The following is a 13,731-nucleotide window of genomic DNA, read 5'->3' as shown; positions in this document are numbered from 1 at the left end:
GATCACGTAGGTTTGGCATGCGCCTCGTTCCCCTGCTCTGTCTGTTGTTCACCGCTACCTTTGCCGCCGGCGCACCGCCCGTCACCGTGGATGCGGCCAAATTCCCCAGCCTGCAGGCCGCTTTTGATTCCGTTCCTGCCTCCGGTGGCCTGGTGATTCTGCCCGCCGGCAAATTTGAGATCACCGAGCCCCTGCGCATTCACACGGAGGACACGCGCATCGTCGGCGCTGGGGCCGCCACCTGCATTATCAATAAAAACGAAGAGGGTAAACCTTCACTGATCCTCCGCCCGCCGACTTTGGACCAGGACAAAAAGGCCAAGCTCTGGCGTGTGCAACTGGCAGACTTCCGCATCCAGGGCCAGGAGAAAAGCGGCGACGGCATCTTTGCCGAATCCATCCAGGAGATCTACCTCAGCGGCATGTCGGTGGATCATCATGGCGGCCACGGGGTGCAGTTGCTGGACTGTTTTGAAGATCCTCGCATCAGTGCCTGCATCTTTACGTATAACAAAAAGTGTGGCGTCGAAATCATCAACTGCCATGACATCGTGGTAAATGCCAACCACTTTGAAGAAAACCAGGATGCCCTGCACTGCACCGACTCCTTTAACCTGTGCATGAACGGCAACAACGTGGACGACCACCTGAGACATGGCGTGGTGATCGAAAACACCTATGGCTCCGTCGTCAGCGGCAACATGATCGAGGAGTGCAATGGCACTGCCGTCATCCTAGACCGTGACTGCTACGGCATCACCCTCAGCGCGAATGTGATCGCCCATCATCTGGAAGGTGGCATTGATCTGCGTGATGCCCACGGCTGCGCCATCAGTGCCAACACCTTCACCATTGCCCACAAGTTCTCCGTTCGTGTCAGCGCAGACTCCGGTCGGAACACCCTTTCCGCCAACAACTTTGGCAATACCTACATTGGGGCCGGTCAGGACAAACGGCCTGCGGAAGGCAAGACACTGATGAGCATTGATGAAGGCACAGGCATCCTGCTGGAAGGCACCGAATCCTGCACACTCAGCGGCAATACCTTTGCCGGCCTGTCCACTGCCGCCATCTGGAGCACCCGCCCCTGCAAAGGCATGCTCATCACCCAAAATCTAGCAACGGACTGCGGTCGCAAACTTGCTGCCAGCAGCGCCTGGTTCGCCATCGAATCGGACAAGGCCAGCCTTGTCAAAGACAACGTGGAATCACGCTGACAGAACCCCTGGAAGCTCGGCTTAGGCACCGTCTGCCGCTCCCCGGCTCCTATCCCTCTCCACAGTGCTCTTATTTTTTGCGAATTCAAAAACCAAGATTAAATCGTTAAGCAGCCGCCATACAGACGCTGATCTCCGGTCTTTTTGCACTTCTGTTCATCCTAATACAAAATGCAGGTTGACTGAAATGCTCAACTTTCTATCTTCCGTAAGCAATATGCTGGATGTTCAACGCAATCGTGCAGCGATATTACGGGATGAAGTTCACTTCACCCGGCGTATTTTGCTCGCCCATTTGCTGATCGGCATCTCTGTGGTGGCGCTTATTTTTGGCCATGGTCTTTTCCTCTGGGCGGTTGCGACTGCGCTATGGTACATTTTGACAATTCTTCCATTGGTTGGGATGATGTCTGCCAATGGTGCCTGCCGTCACATTCTTGGACTGATGTTTATTGGCTTCAGTGTCTGCGGCGTGTTCTTCCTCACCCAGGTGGCCCCTTCCCTCAGCACGGAGCAGGACCCCTGGCTGACACGTGACATTCTGCCGTTCTGGCTGGGAATGCTGAACCTGCTGTATGCGGTCGCCGGGGTCTGCCTGATCCTGCATAAGAAGGTGCGTCGGGCCGTGACCATCGGCTTTTCACTCTGGTAAAATCCGTTTGGCAAACCAAGCCAAAAACTCACGGTTGCCATCGGTCCCCTGAATGGAGGACTCCACCAGTCCCCGCCATTCCAGCTCTGAACGGCTTTCGACAAAGGTCTGAATGCGTGTGCAGGCCTTCACGTGCAGTTCCGGCTCTCGTACAATCCCACCTTTGCCAACTTCTTCGCGGCTGAGTTCGAACTGGGGCTTCACCAGCACCAGGGCCTGACCGCCCGGCTTCAAGACGGAAAGCGCACCAGGCAGCACGAGCGTGAGTGAAATGAAGGAGACATCGGCCACAATGAAATCCACACTTTCAGGAACATCGGCGGGCACCAGATGCCGGACATTGAAGTTCTCGCGGCAGACCACGCGCGGATCGCTGCGCAGCTTCCAGACCATCTGATTGGTCCCCACATCAAAGGCATAAACCTTCACCGCCCCACGCTGGAGCAGGCAATCGGTGAAGCCTCCGGTGGAGGCCCCGACGTCCATGGCGGTTAGACCCGTGACATCTATGCCGAAATGTTCCAGGGCCCCTTCCATTTTAAAGCCACCGCGGCTGACGTAGCGAGGAGGCTCCTTGACCCGCAAGGCCGCATCCTGCCGCACCAGCCATCCTGGCTTGGTGATCAGCTCTTCCCCAAGGAAAACTTCCCCGGCCATGATGAGGCGCTTGGCCTGTTCACGCGAGGGCACGAGGCCGCGCTGGACCAGGGCAAGATCAATACGGATTCTGGCCATTAGCGTGCCACAGGGGCGATGATTTCATCTCCGGGTTCGATTTCCACCCCGGTCGGGATGGAGGCAAAGTCCAGGTCGGCCACAGCTTCGGACTCTTCGATGGCATCGGTCAGGGTGATCTTGGCGAGGATCGCATTGCCGCGACGGATCTCATATTTCTGCCCTTTGGCCAGGCTCTGTTTGGACCCTGCGTCCAAAACAACAAAACCTTGGTCCTTCACCACCGTTTTCACCCGGGCCACGGCTGGCGAGGCGATCACCTGCTTTTGCAGGGAGGTCAGCGTATTGGTGGAGATGCCCTTCGATTCAGCCTCAATGACCGTTTTTGGCACCGTCAGTCCACCGCCGGGGAGAGTGCTGGTGCCTGCCATGAGTTCCGCAGGAGGAGGGGGAGCAGCGGCGATGGTGCCTGGAGCTGGAGGGGGAGTAATGCTGGCCGCAGGGGTGGAGGGCAGAGGCACCAGGGAACCCTGGTCAGGGCTAGCCGTCTTTTCGGCACGGAGCTGTTCCTTGTCGAATTCCCGCTCCCGCTTCAGGCCTTTGATCTCCTGTTGCCCCTCCCAGGCCAGGTAGCTGGTGATGGCAAGGAGGATCAAAGTGAGGGAAAGGGCAAAGTGAGTCAGTCGCATGCCTGCATGTAAACTCGGTTTGAGAAAACCGAAAAGCGAAATCCTCGCCCCTTGCACCACAGCACATGCGTTTCACTATAAGATGCACATGACGGATATCGCACTTTTCAGGTTGCCCGGAGGACGGGCGTGGATCGGCCAAGGCCCCTTCGAATCTTTTACAGAGGCCCCAGCCGGGGGCGGGGTGTTCTATGTCAACGATTTTGACCTCTCAGACCCCAAGCCCTGGAAGAAACCCGCCCACCTCGTGGAAGTGGGTCCTGAGAGCCTGGCACAAAATGTCGGCTGGAACGGAGCCCAGCCTCCTCACATTCAATGGGCCAAGCCCGCAACGGAGTGGTTCAAGATGGCCTTTCGCCGCATCCGGAGAGAGGTGCTGGCCCGCAGGCTCGAAAAAATGGTCCCGGTGCTGACCGAACAAGGCACGATCACCGAAGGCGACCCCGTGCGGCTGCTGGAACGGGTGATGTCCGCCCCGGCCAATACCTGGGGCTATGCCTGGCTCCAGGGCAGCCAGGGCTTTTTGGGCGCATCTCCGGAACTGCTGTTCCGACTCCAGGGCGGCACGGTGGAGACCATGGCCCTGGCTGGCACGGCCAAGCCTGGCGACCAAGCCGCCTTTTTGACCGATGTGAAGGAGATCGAGGAACATGAGATCGTGGTTCGGTATCTTTCCGAGCAACTGGGGCACCTGGGCACTGTGGAACGCGAACCACGCGGGCTCTGCCAGACCACCGGCCTCCTGCATTTTCAGAGCCATCTGCGGGTGAAGCTGGAACAACCAGCAGAAGCCGCTGCCTTGGTGAAGGCGCTGCATCCCACGCCCGCCGTCGGCTGTCTGCCCCGCGAAGAACCCTGGCTGGATCGCCTGCGCGAGTATCGCAGCCAACTCAATGTCCCCGGCTTTTTCGGGGCTCCCTTTGGATTCATCGAGCCCGGCGATGCGCCCACCTGCCACATGATCGTCGCCATCCGAGGCCTGAGCTGGGCGGGAAGCGAGGCGAAACTTCCTTCGGGTTGTGGCATTGTCGGTGGCAGCGCCTTTGATCATGAATGGCGTGAATTGCGATTAAAACGTGAATCCGTTGTGACCATGCTGGGGTTGTAAAGCCGGACACCCGACTCTGCATGAACACCCACATCATCCGCTCCCTCATCACCGCCCTGGCCCGCATGGGCGTGGCCGAGGTCTGTGTGGCCGCAGGCGCACGGAATGCACCCATCATTGCCGCCCTGACGGAAAGTGAGGGCGTGAAGCTCTGGAACTTTTTTGAAGAACGCAGCGCCGCCTTTTTTGCCATTGGTCGCATCCTGGCAGACCGCGCCCCGGTGGCCGTGCTGACGACCTCCGGCACCGCCGCCGCCGAACTGCTGCCCGCTGCCATCGAGGCCCACTACCAGGGCCTGCCCCTCGTGCTGATCACCGCAGACCGACCTCGGCGTTTTCGCGGTACGGGTGCCCCGCAGGCCATTGAACAAAAGGACCTCTTTGGCCCCTATGTTTCCGCCTGCCTGGATGTGGAAGTCGGGGCCAGTCTGTCCTGGCCTACCCGCATCGGCCCCCGGCCCCTGCACATCAACATCTGCCTGGATGAGCCGCTGGATACCAATCAAAACGGCGTGGACTTCCTGGCCCATCATGGCCCCGCAGCGCCCAAGCCCCCTGCCCCGCCTTTGTTCACCGTCACCATGGAGCCCACAGCGGTGCTGGTTTCCGGCCTCACCAAGGCCGAGGCCCACCAGGCGGCCCCCGTCCTCGCCAAGCTCGGTCTCCCGGTCATGGCCGAGGCGACTTCCAATCTCTGGGGCCAATGGCCTGACCGGCCTCGTCTGGATCACCTCCTTCATGTGGCTGCGGAGTCACATCTGCGCGCTCTGGATCTGCGGCAGATCATCCGCATCGGCGGCATCCCCACCGCACGCTGGTGGCGGGATCTGGAAAACCGTCCCGAAATCCACATCACCAACATTTCTCGGCAGCCGTTTCCAGGTTTGGCCAGGCAGGAAAAAGTGCAAACCTTGCCTTGGTCCTGCCTGCCTGGACTGGCCAGATTTCAGCTCCCACCAGCCGTCCTGGCCAGCAACGCACCCGATGTCCAGGCCCGCCTGAGCGACCACCCGCTATCTGAGCCCGCCTGGATTCGCGAGCTGGCCATGCACATCCCCACCCAGGCGCAGGTCTTTCTTGGCAACAGCCTGCCGATCCGCGAATTCAATCTCGGCGTCAGTTCCGTTCAGCCTGAAATCGAGTTCTTTGCCAACCGAGGGGCCAATGGCATTGACGGCGTGGTTTCCACCTGGCTGGGCACCAGCGCCATCGTCCGTGAAAGCTGGCTGATCATTGGCGACCTCAGCGCCATGTATGATCTCGCCGCCCCCTGGATCATGCCCCAGCTTCCCGCAGGCAACCGCAAGCTCGTCGTCATCAACAACGGCGGGGGCAAGATCTTCTCCCAGGTCTCCTCGCTCCGTTCCCTTTCACGGCAGGCCAGGCACATCATCGAAAACCGCCATCGGGTGACCTTTGCCCCCTGGGCACAGATGTGGGGGCTAAACTATGTGCAGATCACTCATCCAGATCAGCTCGAAGATTTGCCGGATGGTCCCGTACTCATCGAAATCCTGCCGGATGCGGACCAGACCGATGCCCTTTATGCGGCGATGAAATAGATCGCCGCCGCATCTGTCCATTACATCCAGCCGCGCCACTGATACAGGCGCGTGCCGATCCATTCGTGAAACCAGGAGTCAAAGAGCTCCAGTGAACCTGCATAGGGCATGTGCAGCCAGTCCACCTCACCCACCCGGTGAAAGCTGCTCATGTAGTGGCAAGGAATGGGCAAGACAGGCACTCCCGCTTTTTTAAAGGTGGCCCAGGCACGCGGCATGTGGTTGGCCGAGGTCACCAACAGCACCTTTTTCCAGCCTCGCTTTTCCACCAGATCAGCCACCTTCAGAGCCTCATCACGAGTATTCGCGCAGACGCCGAGGCTGATCTGCTCAAAGCTCAGCCGGGGGTAGTTCTGTAAGTTGGCAAAGACGGCATCTGCTTCGGATACGTACTGCCCTTCATGCTCGTACCCTGCACCGCCCAAAACAAGAACCGGCGCTACACCTGAGATCGCCATCGAAAGTGCAGTGGCCAGGCGATCCGCACCCCGCATCAGATGCATGCCCGTGGGTTCCTTGAATGAAGGCTCCACACCGCCACCCAGACAGATGATGGCATCCGCTCCCGCCATTTCCTCCATCGTCGGCAACTCATGCTGAGACTCCAGCCCCGCCATCAGCCAGGAAGGCAGCGCCGTGCAGGTGACGACTGTCAAAATGACCCACGCACAAACGGGCAGCAAAGACCAGCGCCACAACCTCTTCCACAGCATCCTCAGCAGCCACGCCGTCAGTAGCAGCCACACCAGACACAAAGGCTGGAGCAGAAACAGGATCTCGCGCAGCACCGTGTTCATCAGGCTTGAGTCTGCTTTTTCACGGTGTCCCAGGCCGCATCCATTTCCGCCAAGGTCGCCTCGCCCAGCTTCTTGCCTTCAGCGGTCAGGGCGGACTCCACCTGATGAAACCGGCGAACAAACTTTTCGTTAGCCGCAGCCAGCGCAGCCTCAGATTCCACACCCAGCTTGCGCGCCAGATTGACCACGCTGAAGAGCAGGTCCCCCAGCTCCTCTTCGATGGCCGCCGTCTGGCCGGCGGAGACAGCCTCTTCCAGTTCGGCAGCCTCCTCGCGGATCTTGCCAAACACGGGTGCAACATCCGGCCAGTCAAAGCCCACAAGGGCCGCCTTCTTTTGCAGTTTCTGCGCACGCATCAGGGCTGGCAGCCCCCCGCCCACTCCATGCAGGTGACCTTCCTTTTGCGTACCCTTTTCCTGCCGCTTGATGGCATCCCACTGCGTCAGCACTGCGGCCGAATCATTCGCACTGGCATCGCCAAACACATGCGGGTGGCGGCGGATCAGTTTCTCCGTCAAGCCCGTGGCCACGGCATCCAGGTCAAAGGTGCCCGCCCCGGCGGCGATTTCCGCATGGAGCACGGGCTGCAACAGCAGATCACCCAGTTCATCGCACATCTGCGCCGGATCCCGGCTGCGGATGGCATCCACCACTTCATAGGCCTCCTCCAGCACATGCGGGATAAGCGTTTCGTGCGTCTGTTCCTGGTCCCATGGGCAGCCACCAGGGGCGCGCAGACGGTGCACAACGTAACGCAGACGGGTCATGGGATCTGGGTGATCAAGGCTCATTCCTGCACGCGATAGCCGCAAAAGCGGCGGATGAAACGTGAAAATGATTGATTCACGGACGTGTGCGCCTACCTCATGCATCGTCAGAGCCACCCCTCCCGTAACCTTTTCAACCCCCTCCTACCTATGGCCTCCGAAGCAGTCCTCAATCTGAACGAATCCAACTTCCAGACGGAAATCTCCAGCAGCACGGTCCCTGTCATTGTGGACTTCTGGGCTGAATGGTGCGGTCCTTGCCGGATGCTGACCCCCATCCTGGAACAACTGGCCGCCGAAAAAGGCGCCGCCGTGAAGGTCACCAAAGTGAACGTGGATGAAAATCCAAATCTGGCCGCCCAGTATGGCGTGCGCTCCATCCCGATGCTGCTCTTCATCAAGAATGGCGAAGTGAAGGAGACCGTCGTCGGCGTGCAGTCCAAGGATGCTCTTTCACGCAAGCTGGACGCCCTGGCTTAATCCGTTTCCAAGGTCTTTCCCAAAAGCCAGTCGCCGCAAGGTGGCTGGCTTTTTTCATGCAACGAACCCGAATAAAAAAAAGAGCGCCCCGAATGGGACGCTCTCCTTTCTTTTAAAGACTAACTTTGAGTTAGGCCAACTTACTTCACTGGGCCAAGCTCAGCCTTCAGATTGCCGATTTCGGCATCGCCTTCGACAAGGCCCAGCGCCCACTTGATGCCGCCCAGGATGTGTTCCTGATAGGTCTTGGCAATCTCAGGGGAGTTCTTGCGGTCCTTCGTGCCTTCTTTCCAGGTCGGATCCCAGACGTCTTCACGATGTCCCAAGGAGGTGTAAAACACCTTGCCCTTGCCGAACTCTTTGCACCAGGACACTGGGTAATAACCAGGGGTGCCTTCATTCGGATGACTGTTCAGACCCATGAGGGCGTGCACCTTGGCCGGATCATAGTTCTTGAAGAGGTAGATCTCGTCAAACACGCGCCAGCCCGCAGGCACGGGCTTCGTGGCCGGGTGCGCAGGATCATGCAGCACAGGCTGCACTTCCACCTGGGCCTTGTGGGTTTGGAATTCACCGCCCAGCATGTCCACATAACCGCGGAAAGGATGGTAGGTGTCTCCACCGGAATGCATGGCCACAAAGGCTTTGCCGCCTTTGATCAGTTCCACAAAACCATCCCGGTCCGGGAACTGCAGGTCACCCGTCGTATTGGCAAAGATGAAACCGTCATAACCCTTGATCTTCTCAATCGCCATGTGCTCCGCCATGTAGGCTTTCACCTTGTCATTCCAGACCGCATTGGCGGTGTTGTAGTCAGCCAGTGCCTTGCTGTAGGCTTCCTGCTTGGCCTTGAAAGCCTCATCGGTTTCATTGGGCTTCTTTTCCGGGGCCTTGCCTGGATTCTTGGGCTGCCCCTCAGGCTGGTGGACATAGTCCACAGTGAAAGCTCCGGAGGACTTGCCCAGCTCTGCCAGCACCTTTTCGGCGGTCTCGATGGAGGAATGGCGGAAGCCCGTGGTCACAGTGACGACAAGCAGCTTTTTAGGGGCATCTGCCGCGTAAGAAGTGACGGCGGCCAGCACGGCCAGGAGGGTGAAAAACGAACGACGTATCATAGAGTTGGAGTTGGATTGACAAACACACAACGTGGGCTAAGTACCAAGCCTTACCACCACGGACGCGAGGACGACCTCGCAGTTCCATTTTTCACAGCAGGGACGACCCTGGCAACACTTGTTTAAAATGGCTTGGATCTATCTTTTGCTGGCGGGGCTCACTGAAATTGCTTGGGCCATTGGTTTAAAACATACGTACGGCTGGACGCGACTGTGGCCCAGTGTCTTCACGGCCACTCTCATGATCGTCAGCTTCGGCCTGCTCTCCCAGGCGCTGAAGACCCTGCCCATCGGCACCGCCTATGCCGTCTGGACCGGCATCGGCGCGGTGGGCACCGCGATCATCGGCATCGTCTTTTTTGATGAGCCTCGCACGGCTATCCGGCTCATCTGCATCGCCCTCATCCTGGCGGGCATCATCGGGCTAAAGATGAGCTCGCCAGCCTGAGGCCGCAGCCCGCATCACCCAAGCGGCAGGCCTTGAATAAGCCTGCGCAAAAGGTCCATCGCGGCCTGGGAAGTCAGCAGCTTGAAACGGTCGCGCGAGATGGGGTAAAAAAACTTCCGCACCACCGTCTCGCGCCCTTTTGAAGCCAGCCCGACATAAACCGTACCCGCTGGCTTTTCCTCCGTGCCTCCCGTCGGCCCTGCGATGCCTGTGATGGAAATCGCGTAATCCGCCCCGGATGTGCGCAGGCATCCCTCGGCCATGGCCCGGGCCACCGGCTCGCTCACGGCACCATGCACTTGCAAAAGATCAGCCGAGACGCCGAGATGTTTCTCCTTGGCCTCATTCGCATAGGTCACAAAGCCATGACCGTAAACCTTGGAGGAGCCGCTGACATCCGTGAGCCGGCTGGAAAGGTAACCTCCCGTGCAGGACTCCGCCGTGGCTAGCCACTCTTCGCGCTCCGTCAGCAACTGGATGATGACCTCTTCCAGCACGCGGCGGTCTTCGGACAAAATATATTCGCCCAATCGCTCGCGCACAATCTGGGCCCCGGCCGCCACCGGACCGGCCAGCCCCGCCAGACGCACATCCACATCTCCCTTGCCGATGCAGTAACCCAGCTCCAGCCCAGCCAGGGCCTCGAGGTCTTTTTCCACTTTTTCCACGATCTCCGACTCGCCAATGCCTGTCAGCTTCAGATAGATGACCCGGCGGTTTTCGCCATCTGGCAGAAGCGCACGCAAGCGCGGTTCCACACAGGATTCCACCATGGGCTTAATCTCACGCGGCGGCCCAGGCAGCAGAAAAATATGGCTGTGCCACCCACGGACAGCACTCAGCTCCGCCGGGAAATACAGCCCAGGGGCCGTGCCATAGGCGTTTTCCAGCACCGTAGCGCCTACAGGAACCATGGCCTGGCGGAGGTTGGAGACGGCAGGCACCTTGTTGCGCTTGGCAAAGTAGGCGTTCAGTTGCTCCGTCACTCCGGCATCCTGGACGAGCGGTAGTCCCAGGAGCTCCGCCGTGGATTCACGGGTCACATCGTCATTGGTCGGCCCAAGACCGCCGGAAACCAGCACCACATCCGCGCGAGCAGCCGCTTCCTCAATGGCTTCGCGCACAGCCCCTCCATCCGGCACGATGGTCTGCCGGGCCACCTCGATGCCCAGGGCGGCCATTCGCTGGCCGATCCAGGCCGCATTGGTGTTGATGGTGTCACCGAGGCAGAGTTCGGTGCCGGTATTGACGAGTTCGAGGCGCATGAAGGCAGCAGATAGAGGTGGGAAGGCGTGACATCAAGGGCCGGAAAAGGTCGGTCATTTCATCATGCTTTTGCATCTTCGGGTGATCTTCGGCCTTGGTTGCATGAAGATTCCTCCAATTACGTCCTTTACAAAGTTGCAAGCGTAGCAAAAGGGCTCATTCTGCCTGACCCCCAACGCCATGACTGCCACCGTGCCCTTCCGGGCAAACTCTGACCTCCTCGACTCCCAATACACAGACTGGAAAAAAGATCCACGTTCCGTCGATGCCACATGGGCATCCTTCTTCGAAGGATTTGAGCTCGGCCTCGCTGAACTGGCTAAACGCCAGGCCAAAGGGGACAAAGGCAGCACGGGCACCTGCGAGACCCTTTCTGAAAAGACGCTGAACTTTCGCATGCGCGTGACCAACGCCCTGCTGGTCTTCCGCTCCCTCGGCCACATTGCCGCCCATGTGGACCCGCTTTCCCCTTCGGCTCCCGATTCACCCACCCTTTCCGTTGAAGGCCTCGGCTTTACCCAGGAAGACTTGAACGAAGAGGTGCAGACGCACATGTTCCGCAATGGCCAGCCCATGAAACTGCAGGCCATGCTGGAAGAATTGCGCCGCATCTATTGCGGCACCGCTGGCTACGAGTTCATGCACATCCACACGCCGGAGATTCAAAACTGGCTGCTTGAGCGCATCGAGAACCGCCCCTTTGAACCCGCTCCGGCGGCTGAATCACAGATCGACGCCCTGCGCTGGCTTCTGGAGGCAGAAACCTTTGAGCGCTTCCTTCATCGGCGCTACGTCGGCCAGAAGCGCTTCTCTGTGGAAGGTGGCGAATCCCTTCTGGTCGCTCTGGAGACGATCCTGGAAAACCTGCCCCGCCTCGGTGCTAAGGAAATCGTCATGGGCATGGCGCACCGTGGCCGCCTCAGCGTGCTGGCCAATTTCCTGCGCAAGCCGCTGGAAACCCTGTTCTACGAATTCAGCGAAAACTATGTGCCAAACATGGTCGCCGGTGATGGCGATGTGAAATACCACCTCGGTTTCGAAACCGTGCGCAAGACCCGCGACGGTCATGACATTGCCGTCATGCTGGCTCCCAACCCGAGCCACCTCGAAGCAGTGGACCCCGTGGTGGAAGGCATGGCCCGCGCCCGCCAGCGCATCCTCGGCGATACCAATGACCGTAAACAGGTCATCCCGGTTCTCGTCCACGGTGACGCCGCTTTCGCCGGCCAAGGTATCGTGACGGAAGTGCTTAACTTGTCCCAGCTTCCCGGTTACCGCACAGGCGGCACCATCCATCTCGTCGTCAACAACCAGATCGGATTCACCACCCTGCCTGCCGATGCACGCTCTACCAAGTATTGCACCGACGTGGCCAAGATGATAGACGCGCCAATCATCCACGTGAATGGCGACTGCCCACTGGAAGTGGCCCATGCCGCCAAGTTGGCCATCGAATTCCGCCAAACCTTTGGCCGTGACATCGTCATCGACATTGTTTGCTATCGTCGTTACGGCCATAACGAGACCGACGAACCTGCATTCACCCAGCCAAACATGGCGCGCTCCATCGCCGCCCACCCTTCCACCGCCGCAATCTATAAAGGCGTTCTCGCCCAGAAAGGCGTGCTGGATGAAGCTGGTGCCGCCGCCCTGCAAAAGGAACTGGAAGACGAGCTTGAAGACGGCGTGAAAACGCTCGCCGAACGCGAAGAAAAACTCGGAGACAACCCTTATGAAGGTTCCACCGCTGAACCACAGCCACCGTTCAACTTCGACCCCGTTCTGACTGGAGTCCCTGAAGCCGAACTGAAGGCCCTGGGTGAAAAGCTGCTGCAAACGCCCGAAAGCTTCCGCCTGCATCCCACCATCTCCAAGCGCTTCCTCGCCGCCCGTAAAAAGGCCGTGGATTCTGGCGAAGGATTTGACTGGGCCTACGCCGAATCTTTGGCTTTTGGTTCCCTTCTTACCGAAGGTCTGGGTGTGCGCCTTTCCGGTCAGGACGTCCGTCGCGGAACCTTCAGCCAGCGCCACTGCGTGTTTTACGATACGGAAACCCGCGAGCGCCACATCCCGCTGAACAACCTCTCCGAGGACCAGGGCCGCTTCTGCGTTTACAACAGTCTTCTTTCCGAAGCTGCCGTGCTTGGTTTCGACTACGGTTACACCCTGCTCGCCCCCAACGTCCTCATCTGCTGGGAAGCCCAGTTTGGTGACTTCGTCAACGGTGCCCAGGTCATCATCGACCAATTCATCGCCAGCGCCGAGAGCAAGTGGCAGCGACCAAGCCAGCTCACCATGCTGCTGCCTCACGGCTATGAAGGCCAGGGGCCGGAGCACTCCAGCGCCCGCCTTGAGCGCTTCCTCCAGCTTTCCGCCGGCCGTAACTGGCAGGTCTGCAACTTCACCACCCCGGCCCAGTATTTCCACGCCCTGCGTCGCCAGATGAAGCGCGGTTTCCGCAAGCCGCTCATCGTCATGACGCCGAAGAGCCTCCTGCGCCATCCGAAGTGCGTCTCCAAAATCAGCGACATGAGCGAAGGCACCGCCTTCAAGGAGATCCTTGATGACGAAAATCTCTTGGGTCCTGCCGAGCGTGTCACCCGTCTCATCCTTTGCAGCGGTAAGGTTTATTACGACCTCCTCGAATTCCGCGAAGAGAACAAGATCAAGAACGCCGCCATCATCCGCATCGAGCAGCTTTATCCCCTGCACGAAGACATGCTCAAGGAGATCGTCGCCCGTTATCCGCGTGCGCAGAAGAAGTGGGTCTGGTGTCAGGAAGAACCCCGGAACATGGGTGCCTTCACCTACATCCGCAATCGCCTCTCCGACATCTCCGGCCACCGCATCCGCTATGCCGGCCGTGAGCGCAGCTCCAGCCCAGCCGCCGGCTCCAAAGCCATCCACGTGCTTGAGCAGGACAAACTCGTCGAAGACGCCTTCTCCGTTTAATCG

Annotated in this window: 13 protein-coding genes; 7 read left to right on the top strand and 6 right to left on the bottom strand. The window is 59.2% G+C overall.

The window, feature by feature from the left end; translation table 11 throughout:
* The first annotated feature begins 17 nt into the window (after window positions 1–17).
* The gene (locus ABEB25_RS10365; protein WP_345736332.1) at window positions 18–1,217 is read left to right on the top strand and encodes a right-handed parallel beta-helix repeat-containing protein; all 1,200 of its coding nucleotides are present in this window, start codon (window positions 18–20) and stop codon (window positions 1,215–1,217) included.
* A 178-nt stretch (window positions 1,218–1,395) separates the two neighbouring features.
* A complete protein-coding gene (locus ABEB25_RS10360; protein ID WP_345736331.1) occupies window positions 1,396–1,869 on the top strand; it encodes a hypothetical protein in 474 nt (157 codons plus the stop codon).
* Here the strand turns inward: ABEB25_RS10360 and ABEB25_RS10355 are convergent.
* Both ABEB25_RS10355 and ABEB25_RS10350 read right to left on the bottom strand, forming a co-directional pair.
* Complete coding sequence (locus tag ABEB25_RS10355; protein ID WP_345736330.1) at window positions 1,858–2,604, bottom strand: TlyA family RNA methyltransferase; 747 nt, start codon at window positions 2,602–2,604, stop codon at window positions 1,858–1,860. The genes ABEB25_RS10360 and ABEB25_RS10355 overlap by 12 nt on opposite strands.
* Window positions 2,604–3,233: a hypothetical protein gene (locus ABEB25_RS10350; protein ID WP_345736329.1), complete on the bottom strand. Its 630-nt coding sequence runs from the start codon at window positions 3,231–3,233 to the stop codon at window positions 2,604–2,606. Before ABEB25_RS10350 ends, ABEB25_RS10355 begins: the two co-directional genes overlap by 1 nt.
* A gap of 88 nt (window positions 3,234–3,321) precedes the next feature.
* On the opposite strand from ABEB25_RS10350, the gene ABEB25_RS10345 reads away from it, so the two are divergent.
* Window positions 3,322–4,341: a chorismate-binding protein gene (locus ABEB25_RS10345; protein WP_345736328.1), complete on the top strand. Its 1,020-nt coding sequence runs from the start codon at window positions 3,322–3,324 to the stop codon at window positions 4,339–4,341.
* Between the two features lie 20 nt (window positions 4,342–4,361).
* Window positions 4,362–5,903, top strand: coding sequence for a 2-succinyl-5-enolpyruvyl-6-hydroxy-3-cyclohexene-1-carboxylic-acid synthase (gene menD / locus ABEB25_RS10340; protein WP_345736327.1), 1,542 nt, complete (start codon window positions 4,362–4,364; stop codon window positions 5,901–5,903).
* Between the two features lie 20 nt (window positions 5,904–5,923).
* Here menD and ABEB25_RS10335 read toward each other — a convergent pair whose 3' ends face one another.
* Window positions 5,924–6,700, bottom strand: coding sequence for a YdcF family protein (locus ABEB25_RS10335; protein ID WP_345736326.1), 777 nt, complete (start codon window positions 6,698–6,700; stop codon window positions 5,924–5,926).
* Entirely contained in the window at window positions 6,700–7,467 is a 768-nt protein-coding gene (gene mazG / locus ABEB25_RS10330) for a nucleoside triphosphate pyrophosphohydrolase (protein ID WP_345736325.1), read from the bottom strand. Before mazG ends, ABEB25_RS10335 begins: the two co-directional genes overlap by 1 nt.
* Window positions 7,468–7,617: 150 nt before the next feature.
* Between mazG and trxA the strand changes: the two genes are divergently transcribed.
* On the top strand, window positions 7,618–7,947 hold the full coding sequence (trxA, locus tag ABEB25_RS10325; RefSeq protein ID WP_345736324.1) for a thioredoxin: 330 nt from the start codon (window positions 7,618–7,620) through the stop codon (window positions 7,945–7,947).
* A 140-nt stretch (window positions 7,948–8,087) separates the two neighbouring features.
* Here the strand turns inward: trxA and ABEB25_RS10320 are convergent, their stop codons facing one another.
* On the bottom strand, window positions 8,088–9,062 hold the full coding sequence (locus ABEB25_RS10320) for a ThuA domain-containing protein (protein ID WP_345736323.1): 975 nt from the start codon (window positions 9,060–9,062) through the stop codon (window positions 8,088–8,090).
* A 127-nt stretch (window positions 9,063–9,189) separates the two neighbouring features.
* Between ABEB25_RS10320 and sugE the strand changes: the two genes are divergently transcribed.
* Window positions 9,190–9,510 (top strand): quaternary ammonium compound efflux SMR transporter SugE, encoded by a 321-nt coding sequence (gene sugE / locus ABEB25_RS10315; RefSeq protein WP_345736322.1) that lies wholly within the window; start codon window positions 9,190–9,192, stop codon window positions 9,508–9,510.
* A gap of 14 nt (window positions 9,511–9,524) precedes the next feature.
* Here the strand turns inward: sugE and ABEB25_RS10310 are convergent, their stop codons facing one another.
* Window positions 9,525–10,775, bottom strand: a complete 1,251-nt coding sequence (locus ABEB25_RS10310) for a competence/damage-inducible protein A (RefSeq protein ID WP_345736321.1) — start codon at window positions 10,773–10,775, stop codon at window positions 9,525–9,527.
* Between the two features lie 181 nt (window positions 10,776–10,956).
* On the opposite strand from ABEB25_RS10310, the gene ABEB25_RS10305 reads away from it, so the two are divergent.
* A complete protein-coding gene (locus ABEB25_RS10305; RefSeq protein ID WP_345736320.1) occupies window positions 10,957–13,728 on the top strand; it encodes a 2-oxoglutarate dehydrogenase E1 component in 2,772 nt (923 codons plus the stop codon).
* The last annotated feature ends 3 nt before the right edge of the window (window positions 13,729–13,731 follow it).

This window comes from Prosthecobacter algae (genome assembly GCF_039542385.1).
Classification (GTDB): Bacteria; Verrucomicrobiota; Verrucomicrobiia; order Verrucomicrobiales; family Verrucomicrobiaceae; genus Prosthecobacter; species Prosthecobacter algae.
This window is presented reverse-complemented; position numbering and strand designations above follow the sequence as displayed.

What these genes read in the sequence shown, in the direction of transcription:
- ABEB25_RS10365 (WP_345736332.1), top strand. Translation starts at nt 18, where the DNA reads ATGCGCCTCGTTCCCCTGCTCTGTCTGTTGTTCACCGCTACCTTTGCC.
- ABEB25_RS10355 (WP_345736330.1), bottom strand. Translation starts at nt 2,604, where the DNA reads ATGGCCAGAATCCGTATTGATCTTGCCCTGGTCCAGCGCGGCCTCGTG.
- ABEB25_RS10350 (WP_345736329.1), bottom strand. Translation starts at nt 3,233, where the DNA reads ATGCGACTGACTCACTTTGCCCTTTCCCTCACTTTGATCCTCCTTGCC.
- ABEB25_RS10345 (WP_345736328.1), top strand. Translation starts at nt 3,322, where the DNA reads ATGACGGATATCGCACTTTTCAGGTTGCCCGGAGGACGGGCGTGGATC.
- menD (WP_345736327.1), top strand. Translation starts at nt 4,362, where the DNA reads ATGAACACCCACATCATCCGCTCCCTCATCACCGCCCTGGCCCGCATG.
- ABEB25_RS10335 (WP_345736326.1), bottom strand. Translation starts at nt 6,700, where the DNA reads ATGAACACGGTGCTGCGCGAGATCCTGTTTCTGCTCCAGCCTTTGTGT.
- mazG (WP_345736325.1), bottom strand. Translation starts at nt 7,467, where the DNA reads ATGACCCGTCTGCGTTACGTTGTGCACCGTCTGCGCGCCCCTGGTGGC.
- trxA (WP_345736324.1), top strand. Translation starts at nt 7,618, where the DNA reads ATGGCCTCCGAAGCAGTCCTCAATCTGAACGAATCCAACTTCCAGACG.
- ABEB25_RS10320 (WP_345736323.1), bottom strand. Translation starts at nt 9,062, where the DNA reads ATGATACGTCGTTCGTTTTTCACCCTCCTGGCCGTGCTGGCCGCCGTC.
- sugE (WP_345736322.1), top strand. Translation starts at nt 9,190, where the DNA reads ATGGCTTGGATCTATCTTTTGCTGGCGGGGCTCACTGAAATTGCTTGG.
- ABEB25_RS10310 (WP_345736321.1), bottom strand. Translation starts at nt 10,775, where the DNA reads ATGCGCCTCGAACTCGTCAATACCGGCACCGAACTCTGCCTCGGTGAC.
- ABEB25_RS10305 (WP_345736320.1), top strand. Translation starts at nt 10,957, where the DNA reads ATGACTGCCACCGTGCCCTTCCGGGCAAACTCTGACCTCCTCGACTCC.